Source organism: Chitinophaga sp. RAB17, from assembly GCF_052114225.1.
In the GTDB taxonomy this organism is placed as follows: Bacteria; Bacteroidota; Bacteroidia; order Chitinophagales; family Chitinophagaceae; genus Chitinophaga.
In genome coordinates, this window is the sequence record NZ_JBFREI010000006.1 from 18806 (window position 1) to 43832 (window position 25027).

General features: G+C 46.0%; 21 protein-coding genes. 16 read left to right on the plus strand and 5 right to left on the minus strand.

Annotation, left to right across the window (positions count from 1 at the left end):
- Positions 1–122: 122 nt before the first annotated feature.
- From AB4Z08_RS19740 to AB4Z08_RS19805, 14 genes are all read left to right on the plus strand, one after another.
- A complete protein-coding gene (locus tag AB4Z08_RS19740; protein WP_441575495.1) occupies positions 123–1262 on the plus strand; it encodes an NAD(P)/FAD-dependent oxidoreductase in 1140 nt (379 codons plus the stop codon).
- The gene (locus AB4Z08_RS19745; protein WP_441575496.1) at positions 1253–1966 is read left to right on the plus strand and encodes a methyltransferase domain-containing protein; all 714 of its coding nucleotides are present in this window, start codon (positions 1253–1255) and stop codon (positions 1964–1966) included. The genes AB4Z08_RS19740 and AB4Z08_RS19745 overlap by 10 nt, the downstream gene beginning before the upstream one ends.
- Positions 1963–3015: a type III polyketide synthase gene (locus tag AB4Z08_RS19750; RefSeq protein WP_441575497.1), complete on the plus strand. Its 1053-nt coding sequence runs from the start codon at positions 1963–1965 to the stop codon at positions 3013–3015. Before AB4Z08_RS19745 ends, AB4Z08_RS19750 begins: the two co-directional genes overlap by 4 nt.
- On the plus strand, positions 3009–3785 hold the full coding sequence (locus AB4Z08_RS19755; RefSeq protein ID WP_441575498.1) for an SDR family oxidoreductase: 777 nt from the start codon (positions 3009–3011) through the stop codon (positions 3783–3785). Before AB4Z08_RS19750 ends, AB4Z08_RS19755 begins: the two co-directional genes overlap by 7 nt.
- Before the next feature lie 3 nt (positions 3786–3788).
- A complete protein-coding gene (locus AB4Z08_RS19760) occupies positions 3789–4235 on the plus strand; it encodes a 3-hydroxyacyl-ACP dehydratase FabZ family protein (RefSeq protein WP_441575499.1) in 447 nt (148 codons plus the stop codon).
- Positions 4228–5502 (plus strand): beta-ketoacyl-[acyl-carrier-protein] synthase family protein, encoded by a 1275-nt coding sequence (locus AB4Z08_RS19765; RefSeq protein WP_441575500.1) that lies wholly within the window; start codon positions 4228–4230, stop codon positions 5500–5502. Before AB4Z08_RS19760 ends, AB4Z08_RS19765 begins: the two co-directional genes overlap by 8 nt.
- A 10-nt stretch (positions 5503–5512) precedes the next feature.
- Complete coding sequence (locus AB4Z08_RS19770) at positions 5513–5767, plus strand: acyl carrier protein (protein WP_441575501.1); 255 nt, start codon at positions 5513–5515, stop codon at positions 5765–5767.
- A complete protein-coding gene (locus tag AB4Z08_RS19775) occupies positions 5764–6321 on the plus strand; it encodes a 4'-phosphopantetheinyl transferase family protein (RefSeq protein WP_441575502.1) in 558 nt (185 codons plus the stop codon). Before AB4Z08_RS19770 ends, AB4Z08_RS19775 begins: the two co-directional genes overlap by 4 nt.
- Positions 6322–6553: 232 nt before the next feature.
- The gene (locus AB4Z08_RS19780) at positions 6554–8872 is read left to right on the plus strand and encodes a PSD1 and planctomycete cytochrome C domain-containing protein (protein ID WP_441575503.1); all 2319 of its coding nucleotides are present in this window, start codon (positions 6554–6556) and stop codon (positions 8870–8872) included.
- 30 nt (positions 8873–8902) lie between these two features.
- The gene (locus AB4Z08_RS19785; protein ID WP_441575504.1) at positions 8903–10354 is read left to right on the plus strand and encodes a DUF1501 domain-containing protein; all 1452 of its coding nucleotides are present in this window, start codon (positions 8903–8905) and stop codon (positions 10352–10354) included.
- 15 nt (positions 10355–10369) lie between these two features.
- A complete protein-coding gene (locus tag AB4Z08_RS19790) occupies positions 10370–11395 on the plus strand; it encodes a 6-bladed beta-propeller (RefSeq protein ID WP_441575505.1) in 1026 nt (341 codons plus the stop codon).
- Positions 11395–13569, plus strand: a complete 2175-nt coding sequence (locus AB4Z08_RS19795) for a c-type cytochrome domain-containing protein (RefSeq protein ID WP_441575506.1) — start codon at positions 11395–11397, stop codon at positions 13567–13569. The genes AB4Z08_RS19790 and AB4Z08_RS19795 overlap by 1 nt, the downstream gene beginning before the upstream one ends.
- A gap of 48 nt (positions 13570–13617) precedes the next feature.
- On the plus strand, positions 13618–13773 hold the full coding sequence (locus AB4Z08_RS19800; protein WP_441575507.1) for a GntR family transcriptional regulator: 156 nt from the start codon (positions 13618–13620) through the stop codon (positions 13771–13773).
- A 188-nt stretch (positions 13774–13961) separates the two neighbouring features.
- A complete protein-coding gene (locus AB4Z08_RS19805; RefSeq protein ID WP_441575508.1) occupies positions 13962–15392 on the plus strand; it encodes a GDSL-type esterase/lipase family protein in 1431 nt (476 codons plus the stop codon).
- A 72-nt stretch (positions 15393–15464) separates the two neighbouring features.
- Here AB4Z08_RS19805 and AB4Z08_RS19810 read toward each other — a convergent pair whose 3' ends face one another.
- Positions 15465–16031 (minus strand): hypothetical protein, encoded by a 567-nt coding sequence (locus tag AB4Z08_RS19810; RefSeq protein WP_441575509.1) that lies wholly within the window; start codon positions 16029–16031, stop codon positions 15465–15467.
- 389 nt (positions 16032–16420) lie between these two features.
- Here AB4Z08_RS19810 and AB4Z08_RS19815 point away from each other — a divergent pair, with 389 nt between their 5' ends.
- Positions 16421–17773, plus strand: coding sequence for an outer membrane beta-barrel protein (locus AB4Z08_RS19815; protein WP_441575510.1), 1353 nt, complete (start codon positions 16421–16423; stop codon positions 17771–17773).
- Between the two features lie 74 nt (positions 17774–17847).
- Here the strand turns inward: AB4Z08_RS19815 and AB4Z08_RS19820 are convergent, their stop codons facing one another.
- The 4 genes from AB4Z08_RS19820 to AB4Z08_RS19835 form a co-directional block, all read right to left on the minus strand.
- The gene (locus AB4Z08_RS19820; protein ID WP_441575511.1) at positions 17848–19200 is read right to left on the minus strand and encodes a sigma-54-dependent transcriptional regulator; all 1353 of its coding nucleotides are present in this window, start codon (positions 19198–19200) and stop codon (positions 17848–17850) included.
- Positions 19201–19211: 11 nt separating this feature from the next.
- Positions 19212–20477 (minus strand): histidine kinase dimerization/phospho-acceptor domain-containing protein, encoded by a 1266-nt coding sequence (locus AB4Z08_RS19825; RefSeq protein WP_441575512.1) that lies wholly within the window; start codon positions 20475–20477, stop codon positions 19212–19214.
- A 264-nt stretch (positions 20478–20741) separates the two neighbouring features.
- Positions 20742–21851, minus strand: coding sequence for a glycoside hydrolase family protein (locus AB4Z08_RS19830; RefSeq protein ID WP_441575513.1), 1110 nt, complete (start codon positions 21849–21851; stop codon positions 20742–20744).
- Positions 21852–22019: 168 nt separating this feature from the next.
- On the minus strand, positions 22020–24278 hold the full coding sequence (locus tag AB4Z08_RS19835; RefSeq protein ID WP_441575514.1) for a GH92 family glycosyl hydrolase: 2259 nt from the start codon (positions 24276–24278) through the stop codon (positions 22020–22022).
- A gap of 64 nt (positions 24279–24342) precedes the next feature.
- Here AB4Z08_RS19835 and AB4Z08_RS19840 point away from each other — a divergent pair, with 64 nt between their 5' ends.
- Positions 24343–24921: an NADPH-dependent FMN reductase gene (locus tag AB4Z08_RS19840; RefSeq protein ID WP_441575515.1), complete on the plus strand. Its 579-nt coding sequence runs from the start codon at positions 24343–24345 to the stop codon at positions 24919–24921.
- Positions 24922–25027: the final 106 nt, after the last annotated feature.

Sequence of the window (25027 nt, forward strand, 5' to 3'; positions counted from 1 at the left end):
CGGTGCAGGTAGTAAGTGCTATAAATCCTTTTTTTCGCTGTCTTTATCAGCTATAATTTCATTATATTGAGAACAGCTACCGGTGTTGTGTCGGAGCTTGTTATTGTTTTAACCATAGGGGTATGGGTTCCAGAGATGTCATTATTATAGGAGGCGGCCTTTCCGGCCTGACCAGCGCTATTCATTTATCAAAAGCTGGTTTACAGGTAACCGTTATTGAAAAGAATACATACCCTTCGCATAAAGTCTGCGGAGAGTATGTTTCCAATGAAGTGTTACCTTATCTGCAATCGCTCGGGGCTGATCCCGCAGTATTGAATCCTTCCCGGATCGACCGGCTGATTATTTCAGATCATTACGGTAAAACACTGGAAACGCAGCTCCCCCTGGGAGGCTTTGGCGTGAGTCGCTATGCTTTTGATCAGTTCCTGATGCAACAAATGCTAAAGAACGGCGTGGCGTTGATCGGGGATACTGTTACCAATGTGGTATTTGAAAACGACCGCTTTTTCATAGACACTCATGAAAACGGGGTGTTTTCTGCGCCTGTAGTATTGGGAGCCTATGGTAAAAGAGCTGCCCTGGATGGTAAACTGTCCCGTAGCTTTATGAATGAGAAATCACCCTGGCTGGCTGTGAAAGCACATTACAGGGGAGATTTTCCGGCAGATACGGTAGGGCTTCATAATTTCGATGGCGGTTACTGCGGGGTGTCCAAAGTAGAAGACGATATACTGAATATCTGTTATCTCGTTAGTTATGAAAGCTTCAAGAATTATAAAAATATAGCGGCGCACCAGGAGCAGGTATTACATCGGAATCAACACCTGAAAGATATTTTTGAAAGCAGCACCCTGCTGTTTGATAAGCCACTTACTATTAGCCAGGTTTCTTTTTCAGAAAAAGAAAAAGTAGTCCATCATATTTTAATGACAGGAGATACTGCCGGTCTGATTCACCCGCTCTGCGGCAATGGCATGGCGATGGCGATACAAAGTGCGCAGATCGCCTCAGAAAAGGTGTTACAGTATTTTGCAGCACCTGTAAAAAACAGGTTGGCATTGGAACAGGACTATACAAAAGCCTGGAATAAAATGTTCAGCAGCCGTATGCGCACCGGCCGTGTTTTATCACGGCTGTTCCGGAATGAGAAATTATCTGCTACCATGATGAAAGGACTTATTTTATTCCCCGGCCTGTTGCCAGGGATTATCAGACGTACGCATGGCAAACCGCTAAAAGCAGCATTGGAATGCGTATAAACACCCGGCAAAGAAGTCAGGCGCCTGAAATTATGGATGATTTTAACATGGATGGGGAATTGTTAAAAGAAACATTGCGTAAAATAGCTCAAATCAACCGGCTGCTGGGTGGCAACCGGATAACACTGAAAGGAGTGGCAGCCCTGATAAAAGATATTCCTGCCCATCAAACAATTACCATCCTCGATGTGGGGTGTGGTAACGGTGATATGCTGAGACAATTATCTGTGTTCGGCAAAAAATTACACCGGCGTTTTCAACTTACCGGTGTAGATGCAAATCTTACTACGGTCACGCATGCACGGGAATTATCAGCAGCATATCCGGATATTCAGTATTATTGCCAGGACATTATGGCGCCGGCATTCCGGGAGCAACAATATGATATTATTTTATGTACGCTTACCTTACACCATTTTAAAGAAGAAGAAATTCGCCTCCTGATGACGGCTTTCCGACAACAGGCGAGGATAGGCATTGTTATCAATGATCTTCACCGGAGCGCCCTGGCGTATCGCTTGTTTCAGCTGATCTGTTTCGTGTTTAATTTAAACAGCATGGTAAGAGCAGATGGTCAGGTATCTATCCTTCGGGGATTTAAGAAAAAAGAATTACATCATTTATCAGCAGAACTTAATATCGGTGCATATTCCCTGCAATGGAAATGGGCTTTCCGCTATCAATGGATAATTAATAATTTATGAGCGTTAAAATTCAGACTGTCACTAAAGCCATTCCTCCCTATACAAGATCTACTCCGGAAATATTACCTTTTTTAGATGCCTGGTTATACGGACAGGAAGACCGCTTCATCAGAAAAGTAAAGAAGATTTTTGAAAATGCGGGTGTAGATAAACGCTATTCCATTATGGGACCGGAAGACGTGTTTAACAAAACCAGTTTTGAAGAGAAGAACAATATTTATATGCGCGAAGCCATTAAGCTGGGGCGCACATGTCTGGAAAGTGCGTTGCATAAAGCCGGATTGAAAGGTACCGATATCGATTATATTATTACCGTGAGTTGTACCGGTATCATGATTCCCTCACTGGATGCTTATCTCATTAATGAATTGCAGCTCCGGCAGGATATCATCCGGTTGCCGGTAACAGAAATGGGGTGCGCAGCAGGCGTGTCCGGAATCATTTATGCGAAAAAAATGCTGGAGGCGAATCCTGGTAAACGTGCCGCTGTTATTGCGGTAGAGTCGCCCACCGCCACTTTCCAGCTGGATGATTATTCCATGGCGAATATTGTGAGCGCTGCCATTTTTGGCGATGGCGCTGCCTGCGTTATTTTATCTTCACATGAACAGGATCGCGGACCTGAAATCATAGCGGAAGAAATGTATCATTTTTATGATGCAGATTACCTGATGGGTTTTCATCTTTCCAATACCGGTCTGAAAATGGTGTTGGACATAGAAGTACCGGAAAAAATTGAAGCACACTTCGGGGATATTGTTCATCCCTTTCTCGCTAAAAACAATATGACCATAGCGGAAGTCGATCATCTCATCTTTCATCCGGGCGGTAAAAAAATTATCAACCTGGTGGAAGAACTTTTCCGGAACATGGGTAAGAAACTGGACGACACCAAAGAAATTTTACGTTTATACGGCAACATGTCCAGCGCTACGGTGTTATATGTACTGGAAAGATTTATGGAAAAGCAGCTTCCCAAAGGTGATAAAGGACTGATGTTGAGTTTTGGCCCGGGGTTTTCTGCACAGCGAATTTTATTACAATGGTAAAAGAGTTTGATACTTACTGGGCGTTGATATTAGGAGGTAGCACGGGTTTGGGGCTGGCATCGGCTCGTAAGCTGGCAGCACATGGTATGAATGTTTGCATTGTGCATCGTAATACCCGCGTGGAGTTACCTGCTATAGAGCAGGCTTTGGGAGATATCAAAGCCCTTGGTGTTGAGGTGCTTTCCTTTAATATTGATGTGTTGAATCCCGAAAAGCGCGCGGAGGTATTATCACAACTAAAGGCGGCGATGGGAGAGCAGGGGCGTATCCGCTGTTTGCTGCACAGTATTGCACGTGGCAACCTCAAAGCATTGCCGGCGTTGCAGGCAGATGACATTAACATTACCCTCCAGCATATGGCGGTGAGTTTATATGAATGGGCCGTGGATACCTTGCACAGGCAACTATTTGCTGCAGATGCACGTATCCTTTCCTTTACCAGTGATGGTAGTTATAAGGCGCTGCAGCACTATGCAGCAGTGTCTGCGGCCAAGGCTGCACTGGAAGCCATCACCCGGAGTATGGCGCTGGAATTTGCGCCACAGGGCATCCGGGCTAACTGCATCCGGGCGGGCATCACAGATACGGCCTCGCTGCAAAGAATTCCCGGTAGCAAGGAGTTACTGGCCTATGGAAAAGACAGGAACCCTTTTCAGCGGTTGACAACACCGGAAGATGTGGCCAATGTGGTATATCTTTTATGTAAAGACGAAGCCGCCTGGATTAATGGCGCCATCATACCAGTGGACGGAGGAACGCATATTCAATAGGCTATGACGAAAGAAGAAATCTTACTGCATTTACCTTATGCGACTCCCTTTTTGTTTGTGGATGCGCTGGAATATATTGATGAAGAAAAGGTAACGGGTACATATACATTTAACGCAGATCTGCCCTGCTACCAGGGCCATTTTAAAGGTTATCCCGTTACCCCCGGTGTATTGCTGACAGAAGTGATGGCACAGATTGGCCTGGCTTGTCTGGGTATTTATTTATTGAGAGAAGAAATCAGTAAACAAGCACCCACTGTAGCCATGACTTCCACACAGGTAGATTTTTACCTGCCCGTTTCCCCCGGGGAAACCGTGAAAGCAACAGCGGAGAAAATATATTTCCGGTTCAATAAATTGAAATGCCGCGTGGCATTACACAATGCTGCCGGTGAGTTAGTCTGCGATGGTATCATAGCAGGCATGATCATTAATAAAAGCAATGAGTAACAGGGTTGTTATAACAGGACTAGGTGTAGTATCGCCTAATGGCGTTGGGGTAGCGGCTTTCCGGGATGCTATTAAAAACGGTGTATCCGGTATCCGTTATGAAGAGCAAATGGCTGCGCTGCAATTTTCCTGCTGGATTGCAGGCAGACCGGAAGTCTCCGAAGCCTTGCAGCGGCAATATTTTGATGAGCTGGAACTGAAACAGCTCAACAGCTCGGGCATCATCTATGGTGTTATAGCCGGTATGCAGGCCTGGGCAGATGCACAATTACCATTCCCTGCAGACGTGCCCGACTGGGATAGCGGTACTGTATTTGGGGCCGGCACTTCGGGCGTAGATAAATTCCGCGAATCCATTTATAAGGTAGATGAATTACAGGTACGTCGTTTAGGCAGCACCGCCGTTACGCAAACTATGGCAAGCGGTATCAGTGCTTTCCTGGGAGGCAAGCTGGGACTGGGTAACCAGGTAACCACTAATTCTTCCGCCTGTACTACCGGAGCGGAAAGTGTATTGATGGCATATGAACGTATCAGGTATGGCCACGCCAAACGTATGCTGGCAGGCAGTACCAGCGATAGCGGGCCTTATATATGGGGCGGCTTCGATGCCATGAAAGTATGCACCTTTAAGCATAACGAGCATCCTGCTGCCGGATCCAGGCCCATGAGCGCTTCTGCCAGCGGGATTGTGCCGGGTAGCGGCGCAGGCGCACTTTTATTGGAATCGCTGGAAAGTGCACTGGAACGCAATGCTACTATTTATGCGGAAGTATTAGGTGGCCATATTAACTCCGGCGGTCAGCGTAACGGAGGTACGATGACAGCGCCCAATCCGATGGCAGTACAGCGTTGTATTAAAGCCGCGCTGGAACAGGCGGGTGTGTCGGGCGCCGACATTGATCTGATCAATGGTCACCTTACAGCTACCGGAAAAGATGCAGAAGAAGTGAGGAATTGGAGTGTTGCCCTGGAACGTGGAGGCAAAGACTTTCCTTATCTCAATGCATTAAAGTCGATGGTAGGTCATTGTCTTAGTGCCTCCGGCAGTATTGAGCTGGTGGCTGCCGCACTGCAATTACAAGAAGGATTTGTATTTCCTAATATTAACTGTGAAGACCTTCATCCGGAAATAGCGGCACTGGTGGATCCGGAAAGAATTCCGCAGCAACTATTATATAAAGACATAAATTTAGTGGCGAAAGCAAGCTTTGGTTTTGGAGATGTAAACGCCTGTATTATATTGAAAAAATACCTGCAACCATAAACGATTAAACATGGATCAAGAAATATTCATTGCACAATTAAGAGAAATAGTAAGGCCTTATGCCAGGAACCAGGAAGCCCTGGCGGAAATCAATGCTTCCACTGATTTTATCACCGACCTGAAAATTAATTCCGCTAACCTGGTAGATGTAGTACTGGATGTGGAAGAAAAATATGACATCGTTATTCAAAACGAAGAAATGGAGCGTATGCTGAATGTGCAGGCTGCTATGGATATTGTAGAAGCTAAGCTGAAAGAAAAGTGATTGGCAACGACATCGTAGACCTTCACCTGGCGGAACGCGAAAGCAATATTTACCGCAAAGGATTCCTGGATAAATTATTTTTGTCCCATGAAAAAGATATAATTGAAAAGGCGGTCCATCCCGCTACCATGCTCTGGTTGCTATGGAGTTGCAAGGAGGCCGTTTATAAAATCATTCACCGCAGTACCCGTGAAAGAAAGTTTGCTCCACAGCAATTTGCCTGTTATCTTTCTCCATATTCCCCTGCCACCGCTGCCGGTAGTGTTATTTACCAGCAACAGGCTTATTATTTCCAGAGTAGCCGGATCGGCTCCTGTATTCACACCCATGCGGCAGAAAGCCCGCAATTGCTGCATGACAGCGCTGTTTTTACCCGTTATTATTCCCATCCGGATTATCTGCAACACCTACTGCCTGCTTCGCAGGTATTTTACAAAGATGAATACGGCATACCGTTTATTCATGACCGTTATACCGGCAAAAGCTGGCCGGTTTCTGTGAGCCATCATGGAAAGTATATAGGGGTGGTGAAAATGCCGGAATCCCATAGGTAGCTTTTAGCTTTTGGCTTTCTTGTAGGTATGTATGTACATATTGGTAAAATAGTGTTACATTGAGGCAAGATAGTGCCAGAAACCTATGCGTTAATGGCCGATATTTACCGAAAGAACAAGAAAAACAACCAACAGCTATAGTGATTGATCATTGGCAGGTATCTCTGCTATGTTTTGTAATTACCGCGATTATCAAAAATAAGTGTGCAATGAGCATTTAACTAAGAAAGATATGTTCCAACGTTATGTAAGACTGACCGTCGGCTTCCTGATTGTATTATATGCGTGTAATAGTGGAGGGACAGCCGATAAACAGGAAGAAAAACTACCTGAAATTGTAGATTACAATTTTAATATCCGTCCTATTTTATCAGACAAGTGTTATGCCTGTCATGGTCCTGATGCCAATAAGCGGGAAGCCGGATTGAGGCTGGATATTGCAGACAGTGCCTATAAAGCATTAAGAGAAGCGCCCGGAGCGCATGCCCTGGTGCCCGGAAATCCGATGGCATCGGTATTATACCAGCGTATCAGCACGAAGGATACGTCTATGCGCATGCCGCCACCTTCCTCCAATATGTCGCTCACCGGTTATGAAGTCAAACTGATCGAGAAATGGATTAAACAGGGGGCACAATACAAGCCTCACTGGGCGTTTGTAGCACCGGTTGCACCTGCACTGCCGGCTGTTAACAATGCACAGTGGCCGCGCAATGAAATAGACCGGTTTGTATTGGCGCACATGGAAACCAAAGGGCTGGAACCTAACCCGGTAGCGGATCATGAAAGACTCCTGAAACGTGTTTGCCTGGATCTGACGGGGTTGCCGCCTTCTCCTGAACGGATGGCGCGCTTTGCAAAAGATACCAGTGCACAAGGTTATGAGCGCATGGTAGATGAATTGCTGCAGGATACCGCCTACGGCGAAAAAATGGCCATTCACTGGATGGACGTAGCCCGCTATGCAGATTCACACGGCTACCAGGACGATAACTACCGCACTATGTGGCCCTGGCGTGATTGGGTGATTCATGCATTCAATGAAAACCTGTCTTACAAAGAATTTATTACCTGGCAACTGGCCGGCGATATCATGCCCAACGCTACCCGCGAACAATTGCTGGCATCCGGCTATAACCGTAATCATAAAATCACGGAAGAAGGTGGTGTGATAGATGAAGAATATCGCATAGAGTATGTGACTGACCGGACCAACGCCTTTGGTAAAAGTATGCTGGGCATCACTATCGAGTGCGCCCACTGTCATGATCACAAGTACGATCCTTTTTCACAAAAAGAATATTATGAACTCTTCGCCTTCTTTAATAATGTAAAAGAAGTAGGATTGCAGTCTACAGTAGGAGGCCCTGAAACCTACGCCAAGACGCCGTATATGGAGATCACTAAAGAAGATCTGCAGGGTGTATTACATTTCATCAATAAACAGGATACCAATAAACTGATTGTATCTGTGATGGGCGAAAGAGATACCACCCGAAAAACGTATATCCTTGGCCGTGGTAACTATGACAACCCTACGCTGGAAGTTACTCCGGAAACACCGCATTCGGTACTGCCTTTCGATATAAAGCAGTATCCTGCTAACCGTTTGGGACTCGCGGAGTGGTTGTTTGATAAGCGCAACCCACTCACTGCAAGGGTTTTCGTGAACCAGCAATGGCAGGAAATCTTTGGCAGAGGCATCGTCAAAAGTACGGGCGACTTTGGTATGCAGGGAGATTTGCCTACTAATCCGCAGTTGCTCGACTGGCTGGCCACCGATTTCATGCAGCATGGCTGGGATATAAAACGACTCATGAAACAAATGGTGATGTCGGCTACTTATCGTCAGTCGGCGGTGGCATCCAAAGAAAAACAAAAAATTGATCCGGAGAATATTTACCTCTCCCGTGGTCCACGCTTCCGCCTGCCGGCAGAACTGGTGCGCGACCTGGTACTGCAAAGCAGTGGTTTGCTGGTACACACCATTGGTGGCCCCAGTGTAAAACCATACCAGCCGAAAGGATTATGGGAAATGGCTACTTCAGGCAGAGGCATCCTCGCCAGGTATAAACAGGATCATGGTGAAAGTCTTTACCGCAGAGGATTATATACCTTTATTAAACGTACCGTTCCACCGCCTTCGATGATGATCTTTGATGCCAGCAACCGTGATCAGTGTGAAGTGAAACGTAGCAGTACCAATACACCGTTGCAGGCGCTGATTATGCTGAATGATCCCACCGTGCTGGAAGCCTCCAGGGTATTGGCTTCACGGCTATTGGAGAAAGATAATAATGCTGCCAGGAATATTGAACAGGCCTTTCGTTTAATTGTTTGCCGCACACCGCAGCAGCAGGAACTGGCACTGTTACAAAAGTATTATGAGCAACAGCAGCAACTGTATAAACAACAACCCGCAAACGCGATGAAGCTGTTGCACCAGGGTGAGTATCCTATGGCTACCAACCTGGATAATGCATCATGGGCAGCCATGATGCAGGTGATCACCACTATTTATAATCTGGAAGAAACATTGTCAAAAACATAATCGGGCAGTCACCCTTTCAAATACAGGAAGATGAAAAACGAATTTATAGAGCGCCACCTGAATATGAACCGCCGGAAATTCTTGTCACGACTAAGTTTGGGCGTGGGGAGTCTGGCACTGGGGTCTTTGCTGATACCAGACATCTTTAGTAAATCCGGTGCCGAGGAAGCCCCGTTTATTCCGGGTATGCCGCATTTTGCACCTAAAGCCAAAAGAATTATTTACCTGTTTCAGAACGGTGCACCGTCTCAGCTGGAGAGCTTCGACTATAAACCTAAGCTGCGGGAAATGATGGGGCAGGAGTTACCGCCATCTATCCGCATGGGGCAACGTTTAACCGGGATGACTTCCGGTCAGACATCGTTTCCGCTGGTGGGGTCTCACTACGACTTCAAACAATACGGTGAGTCCAGAGCCTGGATCAGTGACCTGTTTCCGCATACAGCCAAAGTGGTGGATGATATCTGTATCGTTAAATCAATGTTTACAGAAGCCATTAATCACGATCCGGCGCTGACATTTTTTCAAACAGGCGCACAACAGGGAAACCGTGCCAGCTTTGGATCCTGGATGAGTTATGGTTTGGGAAGTGAAAACAAAAACCTGCCTGCTTTTTGTGTGTTGCTTTCCAGGGGTAAAGGAAATGGGCAGGGCGTATATTCCAAGCTATGGTCCAATGGATTTTTAGATAGCATTCATCAGGGTGTACAGTTCAGCAGTGGTGAAAACCCTGTGTTGTACCTGAATAACCCGGATGGTATTGATATGGCTAATCGCCGGCAGATGCTGGATCAGTTATCAGCATTGAATGATCAGTCGTTTAAGGAATTTGGTGATCCGGAAATCGCTACCAAGATACAGCAGTATGAAATGGCGTATCGTATGCAGACGGCGGTGCCGGAGCTGACAGATCTCTCTAAAGAATCAGATGATATTATTAAGCTTTATGGACCAGACTGCCTGGTACCAGGCACTTTCGCGGCCAACTGTTTGTTGTCGAGGAAGCTCTCTGAAAGTGGGGTTCGCTTTATCCAGTTGTATCACCAGGGTTGGGATCAGCATGGTAATCTGCCGAATGAAATGGCCGGTCAGGCGAAAGATGTAGACCGTGCATCCGCGGCGCTGATTACTGACCTGAAACAACGTGGTTTGCTGGATGAAACACTGGTGATCTGGGGCGGTGAATTTGGCCGTACTAATTTTTGTCAGGGTAAAATGACGGCAGACAACTACGGCCGCGATCATCATCCCCGCTGCTTTTCCATCTGGATGGCCGGTGGTGGCGTAAAGCCGGGTGTGTACGGAGAAACAGATGAATTTGGTTACAACATCATTAAGGATCCTGTACATGTGCATGATTTCCATGCTACTGTTTTACACCTCATGGGACTGGATCATGAAAAATTAACTTTTAAACACCAGGGTCGCCGTTACCGGCTTACAGATGTTGCCGGTAAAGTAATACCGGGATTGATGGCCTGATAAAATAAACGTATTATGGAAAGAAGAAAATTCCTACAGACATCGGCGTTAGTAACCGCCTCCTTTTACATTTCCCGAGATCTTTTTGCGAAGCCCAAAGGGCCGGTATATGGCCACAATAATATGCGCTATTCGCTGGATACCAAGTGGGGAACCCTGGATAGCAGCAGGTATCCGGTGAAGGATTGCCATGAAATGGTGCAGGACAAAAAAGGACGTATCCTGTTGCTGACCAATGAAACGAAAAATAATATTCTCGTCTACAATAAATCCGGCAAATTACTGGAAAACTGGGGCCATGAATTTCCTGGTGCGCACGGTCTTACCCTCAGTAATGAGAACGGCACCGAATTCCTGTTTATTACGGATACGGAAAAGCATCAGGTGTATAAAACTACTATGGATGGTAAAATACTGCTGACCATTGATTATCCTGCGGAAACAGGTATGTATAAGAAGAAAGAAGAGTTTGTACCTACTGAAACCACGGTAGCTGCCAATGGCGATTTCTATATTGCTGACGGTTATGGTGCACAGTATGTGATGCGCTACGACCGCAATGGAAAGCTGTTGGGTTATTGGGGCGGAAAAGGTACGGGAGATGAACACCTGGACAATGCACACGGCATTTGCGTGGATCATCGTCAGGGTACGCCTACGCTGATTGTTACTGATAGAACGCGTAACTGTTTCAAACGCTTCAGCATGGACGGGAAATTGCTGGAAGTGATTGCACTGCCAGGGGCCTGTGTTTGCCGTGCGGTCATCAAAGGAGATCATTTGTATGCAGCCGTATTGCGCTCACCCAATATGGATTTGAATGGCAGCGGTTTTGTTACGGTGCTGGACAAGGATAATAAGGTAGTTTCCAATATTGGCGGTACTGCACCGGTATATACCAATGGTCAGCTGCAGCCGATGCAGCAGGCGGAAAAAATATTTGTACATCCGCATGATGTATGTGTGGACAATGACGAAAATTTATACGTGGCGCAGTGGAATGCGGGGAAAGTATATCCCTATAAACTCAGGAGGGTGTAATGATATTGAAACAGCGCTTTCGGTGGGAGTCTGCAGGTAGTAGTATACTGTTTGCAGCAAATATTTTCATTCTCTTTTTACTGATCTTCAATAACCAGGTGGTATTGCCGCCCTGGTTGCAGGTATTGGGGCGCATGCATCCTTTGCTGTTGCATTTCCCTATCGTGCTGATTATGATTGCCGGTGTGTTAACGTTTATTCGTTTACGTGAGCCTGCTGCAGCATCCTGGAAGCAGCAACTGACCGCAGTTTTATTATTAGCCGGTGCACTCAGTGCAGCCGTTACTGTTATCATGGGCTTGTTTTTGTCCAAAGAGGAAGGATATAACGGCAGTGGTATATTGCAATGGCATAAATGGAGTGGGGTGAGTATGTTTTGGCTGGCTTCCGCTTTATACTGGCTGGGGCAGTCAGCGATACCCCGTCCGTTGCTGCAGAAAGGGGGCGTGGCCATCACGATGCTGCTATTGGTCATTACAGGCCATTTTGGTGCAGATATTACACATGGTGAGAACTTTGTACTGGCGCCTGTGACACCGGCCGGAAAGGGCCCGCAGGTGCCATTTGATCAGGCGCTGGTGTACGAGCACCTGGTGAAGCCGGTGCTGGAAGAAAAATGTATGAATTGCCACAACGCGGGTAAAGCAAAAGGAGAACTGGCTATGGACTTACCTCAACAGCTGCTGAAAGGGGGGAAGAGCGGGAAGCTGTTCGTAGCTGGTAAGCCGGAAGTGAGCCTGTTGCTGGAAAGACTGCATATGCCATTGGATGCTAAAAAGCATATGCCTCCCGCAGGTAAACCTCAGCTGACGCCGGAAGAAATCGCATTATTGTATTACTGGATAAAAGCAGGTGCCGACTTCAAAACAAAAGTGGCGGCATTGCCTGTGCACGACAGTCTCCGCCTGTTAGCAGCTACTATGCTGCAACCTGCAGCGAAGGTAGAGCCGGTATATGATTTTGCTGAGGCAGATGAAAAGCTGGTACAGAAGCTGAATAACAACTACCGCGTTATTTACCCGATAGCGTTGCATGCTGCACCACTGATTGTGAACTGCTATAACAAAGATCAGTTCAGCAGTAAGTCTATTGAAGAGCTGTTGCCCTTGAAAAAGCAGATCATTGAAATGCACCTGCAGAAGATGCCGGTACAGGATGCAGATCTGAAAACGATCTCTCAGTTTGATCAGCTGCGGGTGCTCAATCTAAGCTTTACTAACCTGAAAGGACAAACGCTGGCAGCGCTGGCTGAGCTGCCGCACCTGGAAAGTCTTTCCCTGTCGGGTACCACCGTTACGCTGGCACAGCTACAGGCGTTGAAAAAAGCGCCTGCCTTAAAAGAGTTGTACCTGTGGAACACCGCGCTATCGGCTGCGGATCTCCAACAGGCGCAGACAGCCTTCAAACAGGTAGCCGTGATCAAAGGATTTATGGATGATGGTAAGCAGCCATTGAAGCTGAATCAGCCTCAGTTGTTGAATACGGCCATGATTTTTACCAATAGCATGCACTTGTTGCTGAAGCATCCTATTAAGGGTGTGGAAATACGTTATACAACTGATGACTCGATGCCGGATAGTATGAACTCTCCTGTATTTAAAGATAGCCTGTTATTGGAAGGCAATACCACCATTCGTGCCATCGCCTGCAAGCAGGGTTGGTATGCGAGTGATCCGGTACAATACAGTTTCTACAAATCTTCGTATACTCCTGACAGTGTGGTACTGCTTACGCAACCCAATGGCACGTACGCCGGTAGTGGCGCCAAAACATTGACAGACGGACAGAAAGGCGGTATGGACCAGGGCAACGGGAAGTGGCTGGGATATAATGGGACATCCATGGAGGCGGTGTTGTTGTTTAAAAAGGCGGTCCCGCTGCAAACAATTTCGGTAGGTATCTTACGAAATATTAACGGGTATATTTTCCCACCTGCCAAAGTAGAAATATGGGGAGGTGCAGATGCACAACATCTGAAATTGCTGAAACGTATTTTACCTGCTGCCGGGAAAAAAGATGATCCTGCCACGGCTATGGATATTGAATGCAGTTTTCCGCTTACCACACTGGCTTGTGTAAAGGTGGTGCTGGCACCGGTGGCAAAGCTGCCCGAATGGCATCCAGGCAAAGGATCCCCCGGATGGGTATTTGCAGATGAGGTACTGTTTAATTAGCTGTTATAATTCGCCTACCTTTATCAGGTAACCGTAGCGGATAAACAGATGAAACTATATAAATACGAAGAAATAGCAGCGGACATTGAAGGTAAGATTAGTGGCGGGCAGTATCTGCCCGGCCACAAATTACCTTCTGTAAGAGCATTGAAGGAACGTTACCATACCAGCTTAAGTACAATACAAAGCGCTTATGATGATTAGCTGTTTACAAGGGTAGAGATGCCATGTGGACAAGGAGACCTCCGCTCAGGAAGAAATATCCTTCCTCGAAACCTATGGCTTTGAGCAATTAAACGGATCGTTGCATGGGTAAAAGAACAACTGTAAGGGATATACGTGGAATAATTTATTATCTTAACACTGCATTATTCCACGTATAACTTATGCATATGATATCCCGGTATTTTATTTTGTTACTAGCCGTGCTTTATAGCATGCCCCTTTTTGCAGGTCCGGCAAAGCCCATTAAAGTTGCTTGTCTGGGTGCAAGTATCTGCGCCGGCGCCAGGCTCGCCCACCCGGAAACGCAATCTTATCCTGCGCAGCTGGGACGATTGCTGGGAGCGGGTTACCAGGTGACCAACTATGGCGTGAGCAGCACTACTTTATTGAAAAAAGGAGATCATCCTTACTGGAATACCCAACAATACAAAGATGCATTGGCCAGTGAGCCCGACATCGTGCTGATTGACCTCGGTGGTAACGATAGTAAGCTGGTGAACCGGGTATACCTGGATGAATATGAAAAGGATTATCATGACATGATCCGTGCATTCCAATCGTTGCCTACCCATCCCCGCATCCTGCTATTATTACCGATTGTGTCTTTTGTAACCGATACTACCCAGATCTGGGACCCGGTGATTACAAATAAAATTTTGCCCAAAGTAAGACAGGTAGCTTTTGAAACCTCTCTGGAGGTAGTAAATGTGAACGCCCTGTTCATTGGTAAACCGGCATTGTTGCCTGATGGCATTCATCCGGAACTGGAAGGTACTACCATGATGGCGAAGACGCTGTATGAAGTTGTACATTTTAAACAGGCGCCTTCTTTGAAACTGATCAACAACCTGCCTGGTCAGGTATCTATCAGTTCCTTTTGGGGCTATCGTTGTGCTGATTTTGAGTTCAAAGGACATGCCTGTAAAGTGGTAGCACCTACGCGGGAAGCGGCAGGTCATCCCTGGATCTGGCGGGCCCGTTTCTGGGGACATGAACCACAGACCGATATTGCCTTACTGGAAAGGGGGTTCCACCTGGTGTATTGTGATGTAGCCGAATTATTTGGTAACAGGGAAGCGATTCAGCAATGGAATGATTTTTATACACTGCTGCATCAAAAAGGGCTGGCTCCTAAAGCAGTGATGGAAGGGATGAGCAGGGGTGCAGTATATGTATACAACTGGGCAGCCGTGAATCCGGATAAGGTAGCTGCCGTGTATGTAGACAATCCCGTAATGGACCTGGTGAGCTGGCCCGGCATTCAGTTTAAAAAGCAAATGCCTAACCGCAAGGAATGGGAGACTTTCAAAAAGGATTATCACCTGACCACAGATGAAGCAGCATTGGCATTTAAAGGCAGTCCGCTATATAAAGTGAACGAGATCGTAAAAGGGAAGTATCCCATGCTGCATGTATTGGCCGATGCGGATACAGATGTGCCTCCGGCAGAAAATACTTTACCTTTTGAAGAAAAAATTCGTGCAGCCGGCGGCGATATAACGGTAATGCATAAACCGGGTTTTGCGCATCATCCGCATAGTTTTCCGAATCCCACACCGATAGTAGATTTTATTTTGAAAGCAGCTGTTGGCCATTAGCTTATAGCTGTTAGCATTTCAGATCAGCAGTGCCAACGGAAACACTAACAGCTATAAGCTAATGGCTAACAGCTATTTCAGCAACCATTCGAGTTTATACATCTTATGAAAACTATCATAAGTCAATAGTTCCGCATCTCTTTTAAATAGCGCATCTATCTGATCCGGTAAGGTGGCGTGGTCGGCAAAGGCCTGTTTTACGTTCCAGGCGGTCAGTGATTGCAGGCTACCACTGGCGGCGGAGAAATAATATTTGAACTGATCTTCCGGTCCTTCTTTGGGGGAAGCAGGTATTTTTCTTTTATATAATAATAACCGCGGATTATTATTAAGCAGTTGGTAACTGTGATTCCCTATTATTCTATACACTTCACCGTTGCTAAGCTGATAGGCAAATATTTCATTTTTGTTCAGGTGTATGTGGTTACCCTTGTATTGTATGGTAACGTAGCTTTTGGGTGCAAGTGTGTAAAGCTTAATTACGGGTGTACTGCTGCTATCCCGGACATAGGTAAGCTGGTTGCACAGGTAATCATTCATGTTACGATAGATTCCTGTTATCTTTTTTTGTGCGCTTACGTTCATGCTGATGCTCATCAATAATAGGATCAATCCTGTGATACTTTTCAACCTTTTCATGATTTTGTTGTTTTATGCCATAACAAATGCAAGAGAAATGCCCGAACGTAATAATGCGGTAAAAGGAATGTTAAACCTGCTACAGTATTGGATTTACCGTTTATTTGTTTCGGTGTAAGGTGATTTTACCACCATGTCATAATGAGAATATTAGTCAAATTAATAACATGCCGGGTTTATCCTGCAATTTTACTAAAAGAGTTGTTCATTTTGACATACTTTTTCATTTTGAAATCATTTTTGCATTTCTTTTTTTTGTGAGTTAATATTGGCTGGATATCTGTGATCGGCTGTGGTATTGAGTTGTGTGGACCTGGCATTGCATGGTTGCCATCAGGGCATGTGATTGGATATACTATCGGAAGATTAAGTATAAACTTTAACCAAGCATGAAAAAAGGATTATTAATGTCGCTTATCCTGACAATGTCCCTGTCTTATGGATATGCACAGCAAGACACAGCAGTCACCAAAACAAACACTGTAGCAGTAGATGGTTCCAATGGGAGGAGTCTCCCTTCTCCACTTTCTTCACCGCCTTTCCCCAGCGGGGAATGGGTAGGCACACCAGTTATTGGTGCTCCATGGGATGCACCTGATTATCCCTTAACAAAATTATTGGGTCTGGCTAAAAGTAAAAGCCGGATTAAAATTTATGGTTGGATAGATGTGGGCGTAAACGGAAGTACTTCTAAAAACTCCAATGCGCCTACTTCCTATAACCTGGTACCTAACCGCGTGGTGTTGGATCAGGCGATACTTCGGGTAGAGAGACAGCCTAACACAGTGCAGAAAGAGCACGCAGACTGGGGTTTCGTGATAGATAATATTTATGGTACTGATTATCGTTATACGCTGGCCAAAGGTATTTTCAGTGATCAGCTGTTAAAGAAGAATAACCTGTATGGTTATGATCCTACACAGGTATACGGTATGCTGTATTTACCAAAAGTAGCGCAGGGATTACTGATAAAAGTGGGCCGGTTTATTTCTCCTGCGGATATTGAAGCGCAGTGGGCGCCGGATAATTACCTGTATTCTCACTCTCTCATGTTTACAGTAGATCCATATACGTTTACAGGGGTGCATGCTATTTTAAAATTGAATGATCACTGGCAGCTGTCTGGTGGTATACATGCGGGTAATGATATGGCGCCCTGGAGTAAATCTGCCAGCGTGAATGGTTTGGCGATGGTACGCTGGGTATCTTCCAATAACAATAACTCCCTGTATGGTGGTATCAACTCTTTAGGTCGCGGATATTATAAAGAAGCGCATGACAACCTGCAAATGGTGGTAGGTACCTGGGGACACCGTTTCAGTAACAAAGTGCATATGAATACAGAAGCTTACTATATCTGGCAGCATGATGCGGCAGTAGGTGGAACGGCTATTGAAGGTCCGGGTAAAGAATGGTATATGGGAACTGGCCTCGGTGCTACGATTCCTGGAATTGCCAATGCAGTGGGGCTGGTGAACTATTTCCAGATACAGCTGTCGGCGGAGAAGGATTATCTGTCTATCCGAAATGATTTCCTGAATGATCCGCAGGGTAACCGTACCGGCTATACGACTGCTTACAGCAGTCATACGATTGGGTGGGTACATCACTTTAATAAGTTGATCCGGATTCGTCCGGAAGTGAGGTATGAGCGTGCTTACGGTGATGACATTACACCTTACGACAATGGTACCCGTAAGGATCAGTTTACCGCTGCGATGGACCTGATCGTAAGATTCTAAGAAAGAAAGTTTGATTTTTAATATAGGCTTAACGATAACTGCCGGTAATTTTTTACCTGGCAGTTTTTTTATGCCTACAGTTGAAGGCTGTATTCTTCCATTTTACGGTAAAGCGTAGAGAGCCCTATATTCAGGAGTCTTGCAGCTTTGGATTTATTCCCGCTGGCATATTTAATCACCCATTGTATATGTAATTTCTCCATGGCAGCCAGGTCGAAAGTACCTGTTTTTTGACGTAACGGACTCTTTTGCAGCTTCATTTCAAAGGGCAGTGCTTCCAGGGTCAGGATGGGTTGTGCGGAGACGATGACGGCACGTTCTATCACATTTTTCAGTTCACGGATATTGCCTCTCCATTCATGGAGTTTCAGGTATTCCATAAATTCCCGGTTCATACCATTGATCTGCCGGTTGGTTTTGGCGGCGAAGAGTTCCAGGAAATGGCGGGCAAATACAGGGATGTCTTCCGGTCTTTCCCGCAGTGCCGGCAGTTGTATGGTAAATACATTGAGGCGGTAATAGAGATCTTCCCGAAAGCGGCCCTGTTCTATTTCCTGTGCGAGGTTTCTGTTGGTAGCGGCTATAATTCGTATATCCACTTTCGTTACTTTGGTATCGCCTACCTTAATGAATTCACTGGTTTCCAGTACACGTAGTAATTTCGCCTGCAGGTCCAGTGGCATTTCGCCTATTTCATCCAGGAAAAGGGTGCCCTGGTGGGCTTCTTCTATCAGTCCTTTTTTATTTTTGACGGCTCCGGTAAAAGCGCCGGCCTTATAACCGAAGATTTCACTTTCCAGTATATCCTTACCGATGGCGCTGCAGTTGATCGCGAGAAAATCCCTGGCTGCGCGGCTGCTGGCGCTGTGGATGGCCTGTGCAAACATTTCCTTGCCGGAGCCGGTTTCTCCCAGGAGGAGTACGGCGGCTTCGCTGGGGGCTGCTTTCATGGCCAGCTCTTTGGCTGCTGTAATATTGGCGGAGGTTCCCAGTAAATCATCGAAACTGGCGTATTGTTTACCAATGCGTGTTTCCAGGTGTTGAATACGTTTTTGCAATTGTACTTTTTCCAGCGCACGATACAGCAGGGGAATGATTTTGGCGTTGTCGTTACCTTTGGTGATGTAATCAAAAGCCCCTTCTTTAATGGCACGTACACTGTCGGGTATATTGCCATAGGCGGTGAGTAATACAATTTCGGCAGATAAATTTTTTTCACGGAGATAAGTAACCAGGTCTATACCATTGCCATCGGGCAGCATGATATCGCTTAGCACTACATCGATGGGTTCTGTGTCCAGTATGCGCCGGGCAGCTTTCATACTGGCGCATTCATAGATCTGAAAGCCTTCCAGTGCAATGATCCGTTTTAGTAAGTGGCGAAGTTTTTCTTCATCTTCTACCAATAAAATAATTCCCGTAGTCATGTCATGAATAATTAAGAATGAATAATATGGATATCTCCGGTTGGTGTTGCCGGATATGTTTCAATGGCCAGTACTTCTTCCCCGGCGATATCCAGCAGGGTAGTACTGATTTGCAGGATGCGTTCCACATCCTCGCTGATGCTGTTCAGCAGCTGTTGTTGTTCAGTGTGTAGTGTGCCTATTCTTTCATCGCTTAACAGGCTAAGACTCATCTTCATGGAAGAGATGGGCGTTTTTAACTCATGTGATACCGTAGCAATGAATTTTGTTTTGGCGGCGGATAATTCCTGGAAGGCCGTAATATTACGCAGCACCATCACTTCTCCGATGGCATCACCATTATTGCTGACGGTGATGACTTCTTTGGTGAAAAAGTGCTGATGACCACTGCTGATTATTTTCAGTTGTTTATTAGCCGGATGTTTTATGAGAGCCGTTAATAAAGGATGTTTGGCAGGGGTAGTTTTGTTTAATAGGGATAAATCGGTATTCTCAAACAAGCGGGTGGCGGTGGCGTTCATAAACAATACCTGGTGATGTTCATCAAAACCAATGATGCCATCATTCATCTGGTTGATAATGGCTTCTATCCTGGTTTTTTCGAACCTTATCTGTGCCAGGTTGCCATGTTCATATTCATGTAGTTTTCCTGCCATCATATTGAATACCGTAGCGAGTTCGCCAAATTCATCTCCCTGGGAAAGATGGATACGGGTATTATAATTTTTATTGGAAATTTCGCGGATACCGGCATGCAGCAGGCGGATAGGATAGGTGACAATGCGTGGAAAGCTGATGATGAATATGATGGATACGCCAATCAGTAGTATAATAATAAGGGCGAGTGACAGAATCGCTGTAGATGCGGTGTCGGCTGATACCTGGTTTTTACGCAGAATGGCTTGTTGATTAATTGCAGCCACCTGTAAGATGGCAGCGCGTAAAGCCGCTTTCATGGTATCATTGTCTGGCTGTAGTACCAGACTGCCGGCCAGGTTGACCGCTTTACGGGTAGCGATATCTTCGCCGGGCTCTGTTACATTGTGCTGCTGCCGGAAGAGATTTTCGTTAAATGTAGTCCATGCTACCGGATGTTGCTCCAGCGCCAGCAGCATGTTGTTGGAGAAGATGAGGGAGTTATGATTTTGCTTTAGCATCAGTCGTGCATTGCGGCTCAACTGGTAAATACGGAAGATACCGAGCATACCAATCGCTAGTGTTACGGCAAATAGAAAAACCAGTCCAAGTGTGAATTTTGTTTTTAAGCGGAGCATCATGGCTTGTCTGAATTGAATGGATTAGATACCAGGCATCACCAAACAAGTGCCAGTAAGGGGGTGGGGTTATAAGTAGTTGTTTTATAATTAATTATGTGGGGTGTGGCCTGGGTTTTGATTTTCCAACCCTATCAAAATGGGGTACTTTTTTTCAAAATAACAGGGTATACTTTGATAGTGAATGAAAAGTAGTATTTTGAAAAGAGACGGTGCCGCATTGAAAAAATGCAGAGAGGATAATTATACCTATAATACCGAATAAACTTATTTTAGATTGATGACCATATTCCAGGTCTTATCTACTTCATAAGGTCTTGGCCCGGAGCCAGTGGCTGCAAACAGATGCGTAGGTTTACCGTTTTCGAATAAGAGGAACGGTCTTTCAAAGTTAGCCTGGTGAGTGGTGGTGCCGTCATTCCATTTCACGGTCCGCGAATAGGCTTTTACGGGACTCGATAATTTCCAGTCGATACCATTTTTTGAGGTGGCATGAATACCGCCGCCTTCTTCTCCGCAGATATGTCCGAAGCGGTCTTTCATAATCAGTTCATACTGCCGGCCTGACCACCATACAAACGGATCTTCCACATCGTTGTCCATGTTTTCTTTGCTATGAAAGGAGAAGACAGGTTTATCTGAAAGCCGTTCATATACAGCATCATATTGTTTGGCTCCGGCAGCACCCAGCAGGAGAGGAGGCGTATGATCTCTGGAAGATGATTTATACATGAGGTATACGCTGCCATCAGGCTTTACTACTGGTGACGGATTGGAGGTAATGGAAGCATCCCATTTTCCGGGGCGTGGCGATATAACCGGTGTGTCCATTCTTTTCCAGGGGCCAAAAACGGAATCGGCTACGGCCAGGCCTACACGCTTATGCATCCAGGCGCGTTGTGCGCGTCCATCTGCCCAAACATCATCGCGGTTATCGGGTACCTTGAAGTCGTAGGAGGTACCCATATAGTACAGCAGGTATTTGTTTTTATATTTTACAATTCTGGGATTGTGTGTTACGAGGCCGTCAAAGTAGTCTTTGCCGCGGGGTGACAGTACTACTTCTGCAAAGGTATAAGGGCCCTCCGGCGTGGGAGATACCGCTCTTACGATCTGTGAATTAGTAACCCAGTTGCCAAAGCCCAGCTCTTTTGACCAGCGGGAGGCAAACATGTGATATTGTCCGTCTTCACCTTTTACTACAGAAGGATCCCATACCCAGTAGTCATCCATTTTGAAACCGCCACCTACCGGCGCGGTGAGGAGTTTATCTGCGAAGGCCGTTTCGCCGACAGCTGCGAGTAGCTTATTGGTACCCAGTAAGGATGGGAGAATAATGCCCGCGGTGACCTGTTGTATAAAAGTGCTTCTTTTCATGTGTCCAACGTGTTACAATCGACTATAGGTTAGTTCCGTTACTGCAACATACAAAAAAAAGCGAGGTATTGAAAATGCAGCTGTTTTTTTATAATCTCTTATAAACAAATGGGTACTAAAAAAGCATTGTTGTCCTATTCCCGCTATGCCTGTTGCGGCAGTCTGCTGCTAGTCAGGCATCTTTTTATCATCCGTGGCACTGATTTCAAATACCCCTCCCTGCATCAGATCTTTATGAGCGAGGGTGACCGGACTATATGGTTTTCCATCCTTTTTAACGTTATCAATAATCAGTGCTTTTTTCCCTTTCAGCGCACGAACAATAAAGGTGGTAGTAGTAGCGGGTCCGGTTTGAATAGTGACCTGGTCAAACAGTGGTCTTATAAGCGTATACTCCGGTGCTACCGGATTTACCGGATAAAATCCCATGGCGGCAAATACATACCAGGCGCTGATTTGCCCGGCATCGTCATTGCCACATAATCCGCCGGGACCATCATCATATTCTTCCGCCAGGATTTCATGCACACGCTGTTGCAGCAGGTTGGGTTTACTGATGTAACTATAGAGGAATGGAATTTGCTGGCCGGGTTCATTACCATGCCAATATTCTTTCTTTTCAAAAATACTATTCAGTGCCTGTTCAAATTTTTGTTTGCCGCCCATGATATTGATCAGGCCGGGGATGTCGTGAGGTACATAAAACCCGTATTGCCGCGGTGTGCCTTCTGTAATGAAAAAAGCTTTTTTATCCGGATCAGGGTGTTCATACCATTTGCCGGAAGCATAACGTCCATTTACATAGCCTGCCTGCGGATCAAATACATGCATATAATTTTTAGCTCTCTGGCGGAGTAGCTGAGCATCTGTTTTTTTATGTAATGCAGTGGCGATGGTAGAGAGGGCGTAGTCATCAAATGCATATTCCAATGTACGGGATACCTGTTCTTTGGTGTGGAAGGCAAAAGGTACATTGTCTTCCAGTGGCACGTAGCCATATTGGAGATAGGAGGTTAGTGCCCTGCGGCCTTTGCCTTGTCTGTAGTCTGCGGCATCTGCTGTATCAAAGGCATTCTGCCGCATCAGCCGGTAGGCTTCTTCTGCATCGTAATCACGTATGCCTTTGTTGTAGGCCGAAGCAATGAATGGAATGGCATGATCTCCGATCATGGCGGCGGTATAATTATTCCAGCAAGGGAAGATCGGGAGCCAGCCTCCTTGTTGACCTTTTAATAGGAGCGAACGTACAAAGTCGTTGATCAGCGCAGGGTCCAGTATTTCGTATAGTGGTAACTGTGCCCGGTAAATATCCCACATAGAAAAGTCATCGTAGTAGTTACCGGTTGTCAGCTGTTTTACCTGGTAGGATTGTGAAAATGCAGGGTAGGTACCTTTTACATCATTGAAAAGCCTGGGATGCTGCATGGTATGATACAGCGCCGTGTAAAAGATGCGTTTGTTTTTTTCCTGCGACCCTTCTACCAGTATTTTATTTAATGCTTTGTTCCATACTTCATTGCCTGCTTTTACCTGTGCATCGAAGTTCCAGTGATTAATTTCTGCGGCGAGATTTTCCCGGGCGGCAGCGATGCTGGTAAAAGAAGTGCCTATGCGCATTTTAAGGATGCTGCCCTTGTGTACTTTGAATTTTACCGCGCTGCCTATGTTGGGTTGCTGGCTGATACTGTCTGCCGCCAACAGGGATGATTCACTGAATACGGTTGGGGCCTGAAAGCTTTCTTCAAAGCGGACTACAAAATAGCCGTTGAATCCTGCGGGTTGCCCCTGTCCCTGGTAAATGCGGTAGGCAGGATTGTAGCCGGAGATTTCGTTGTTGGCGCGGTTTATATAGATGGCGCCTTTGCCGCGGTCGCTGTTGGGGCGTATAATGATATAGCAATCATCATCGCGGTCAAAGCTGAATTGTATCATGCTGCAACGGGCGGTAGCAGTAACTTCCGCCTTTACCTGGTATTTATCCAGTGTAACCCCATAATAAGCTGGAGTTGCTATTTCTGACTGATGGGAATACGTACTGGCGTAGTCGTTAGGAGATGTTTTCAGTGTGCCACATACCGGCATAATGGTAAAGCTGCCATAGTCCTGTGTACAGGAACCGCTGAGCCAGTGGCTGCTGCGGAAGCCGCTGAAAAGATTGTCTTTGTAATAATAGGGGGCTACACATTTCTGTTCGGTGAGCCTGGTTTGAGGAGTCCACTGCGTCATGCCGAAAGGCATACCTACAGCGGGAATGGTGTTAGCCAGTTGCTCGGTGCCTGCGCCGTGTTTTTGTGCGGTCAAAGTGGTGCTGTTAGCAGTGCCGGTGAGGGTATTTACGTAGCTAAGGAGATTTTTTGTTTGGGCGGTGGCAGTAAGGTGACAAACCAATAATAGTATCAGTGATTTCAGTACCGTCATTTCTTTCATGTGGATTGATTTATCTTTGGACCCCGATTCACCGGAGCAGCACCAATAAAAATAATAAACTATTATGAGTAACAAAATAAATGTATTGGCGATTTGTGGCAGTACACGACAATCTTCTTCCAATCACCATCTCATTAAGGCGATCACAGACCTGAGTGCTGATATATTCCAGGTGCGGATATTAGAGGGATTAACAGCTATTCCGCATTTCAATCCTGATCTGGATATGGAACCTGATAGTGCACCTGCGCCGGTACAGGCATTCCGGCAGCAGTTGGTACAGGCGGATGCGGTGTTGATCTGCACGCCTGAATATGCGATTGGGGTACCGGGAACATTAAAGAATGCGATAGACTGGACGGTGTCTTCCATGCACTTTTCTAAAAAGCCGGTGGCGTTAATTACGGCGGGTACTTCAGGCCATAAGGCACATCAGTCTTTGCTGGGAACCTTGTTGATTATTGAGTCAAAAATAAGTGAGGAGGCACAATTGGTGGTGTCCGGTGTAAAAACAAAAGTAAACGATCAGGGTGTGATTACAGATGAAGGAACGTTGACGCAGGTACGAAAACTGATACAATCGCTGGCTGCAGTGGTGGCAGGAGAAGAAGTTGTTTTATTGCCCGCGCCATTGTTGTTTTAAAACGATCTTAAACAAGGAGGGGCTTTACAGCATTAACTGCAAAGCCCCTCCTTGTTTTTTATATTATAAAGAAGTGTTCCTGAAACACTTCCCATGATCTGTATAT

Coding starts and splice junctions, on each gene's coding strand:
- AB4Z08_RS19825 (WP_441575512.1), bottom strand. CDS start 20,477: ATGATGCTCCGCTTAAAAACAAAATTCACACTTGGACTGGTTTTTCTA.
- AB4Z08_RS19790 (WP_441575505.1), top strand. CDS start 10,370: ATGGAAAGAAGAAAATTCCTACAGACATCGGCGTTAGTAACCGCCTCC.
- AB4Z08_RS19800 (WP_441575507.1), top strand. CDS start 13,618: ATGAAACTATATAAATACGAAGAAATAGCAGCGGACATTGAAGGTAAG.
- AB4Z08_RS19785 (WP_441575504.1), top strand. CDS start 8,903: ATGAAAAACGAATTTATAGAGCGCCACCTGAATATGAACCGCCGGAAA.
- AB4Z08_RS19815 (WP_441575510.1), top strand. CDS start 16,421: ATGAAAAAAGGATTATTAATGTCGCTTATCCTGACAATGTCCCTGTCT.
- AB4Z08_RS19745 (WP_441575496.1), top strand. CDS start 1,253: ATGCGTATAAACACCCGGCAAAGAAGTCAGGCGCCTGAAATTATGGAT.
- AB4Z08_RS19740 (WP_441575495.1), top strand. CDS start 123: ATGGGTTCCAGAGATGTCATTATTATAGGAGGCGGCCTTTCCGGCCTG.
- AB4Z08_RS19840 (WP_441575515.1), top strand. CDS start 24,343: ATGAGTAACAAAATAAATGTATTGGCGATTTGTGGCAGTACACGACAA.
- AB4Z08_RS19820 (WP_441575511.1), bottom strand. CDS start 19,200: ATGACTACGGGAATTATTTTATTGGTAGAAGATGAAGAAAAACTTCGC.
- AB4Z08_RS19835 (WP_441575514.1), bottom strand. CDS start 24,278: ATGAAAGAAATGACGGTACTGAAATCACTGATACTATTATTGGTTTGT.
- AB4Z08_RS19765 (WP_441575500.1), top strand. CDS start 4,228: ATGAGTAACAGGGTTGTTATAACAGGACTAGGTGTAGTATCGCCTAAT.
- AB4Z08_RS19755 (WP_441575498.1), top strand. CDS start 3,009: ATGGTAAAAGAGTTTGATACTTACTGGGCGTTGATATTAGGAGGTAGC.
- AB4Z08_RS19780 (WP_441575503.1), top strand. CDS start 6,554: ATGTTCCAACGTTATGTAAGACTGACCGTCGGCTTCCTGATTGTATTA.
- AB4Z08_RS19760 (WP_441575499.1), top strand. CDS start 3,789: ATGACGAAAGAAGAAATCTTACTGCATTTACCTTATGCGACTCCCTTT.
- AB4Z08_RS19830 (WP_441575513.1), bottom strand. CDS start 21,851: ATGAAAAGAAGCACTTTTATACAACAGGTCACCGCGGGCATTATTCTC.
- AB4Z08_RS19770 (WP_441575501.1), top strand. CDS start 5,513: ATGGATCAAGAAATATTCATTGCACAATTAAGAGAAATAGTAAGGCCT.
- AB4Z08_RS19750 (WP_441575497.1), top strand. CDS start 1,963: ATGAGCGTTAAAATTCAGACTGTCACTAAAGCCATTCCTCCCTATACA.
- AB4Z08_RS19805 (WP_441575508.1), top strand. CDS start 13,962: ATGATATCCCGGTATTTTATTTTGTTACTAGCCGTGCTTTATAGCATG.
- AB4Z08_RS19795 (WP_441575506.1), top strand. CDS start 11,395: ATGATATTGAAACAGCGCTTTCGGTGGGAGTCTGCAGGTAGTAGTATA.
- AB4Z08_RS19810 (WP_441575509.1), bottom strand. CDS start 16,031: ATGAAAAGGTTGAAAAGTATCACAGGATTGATCCTATTATTGATGAGC.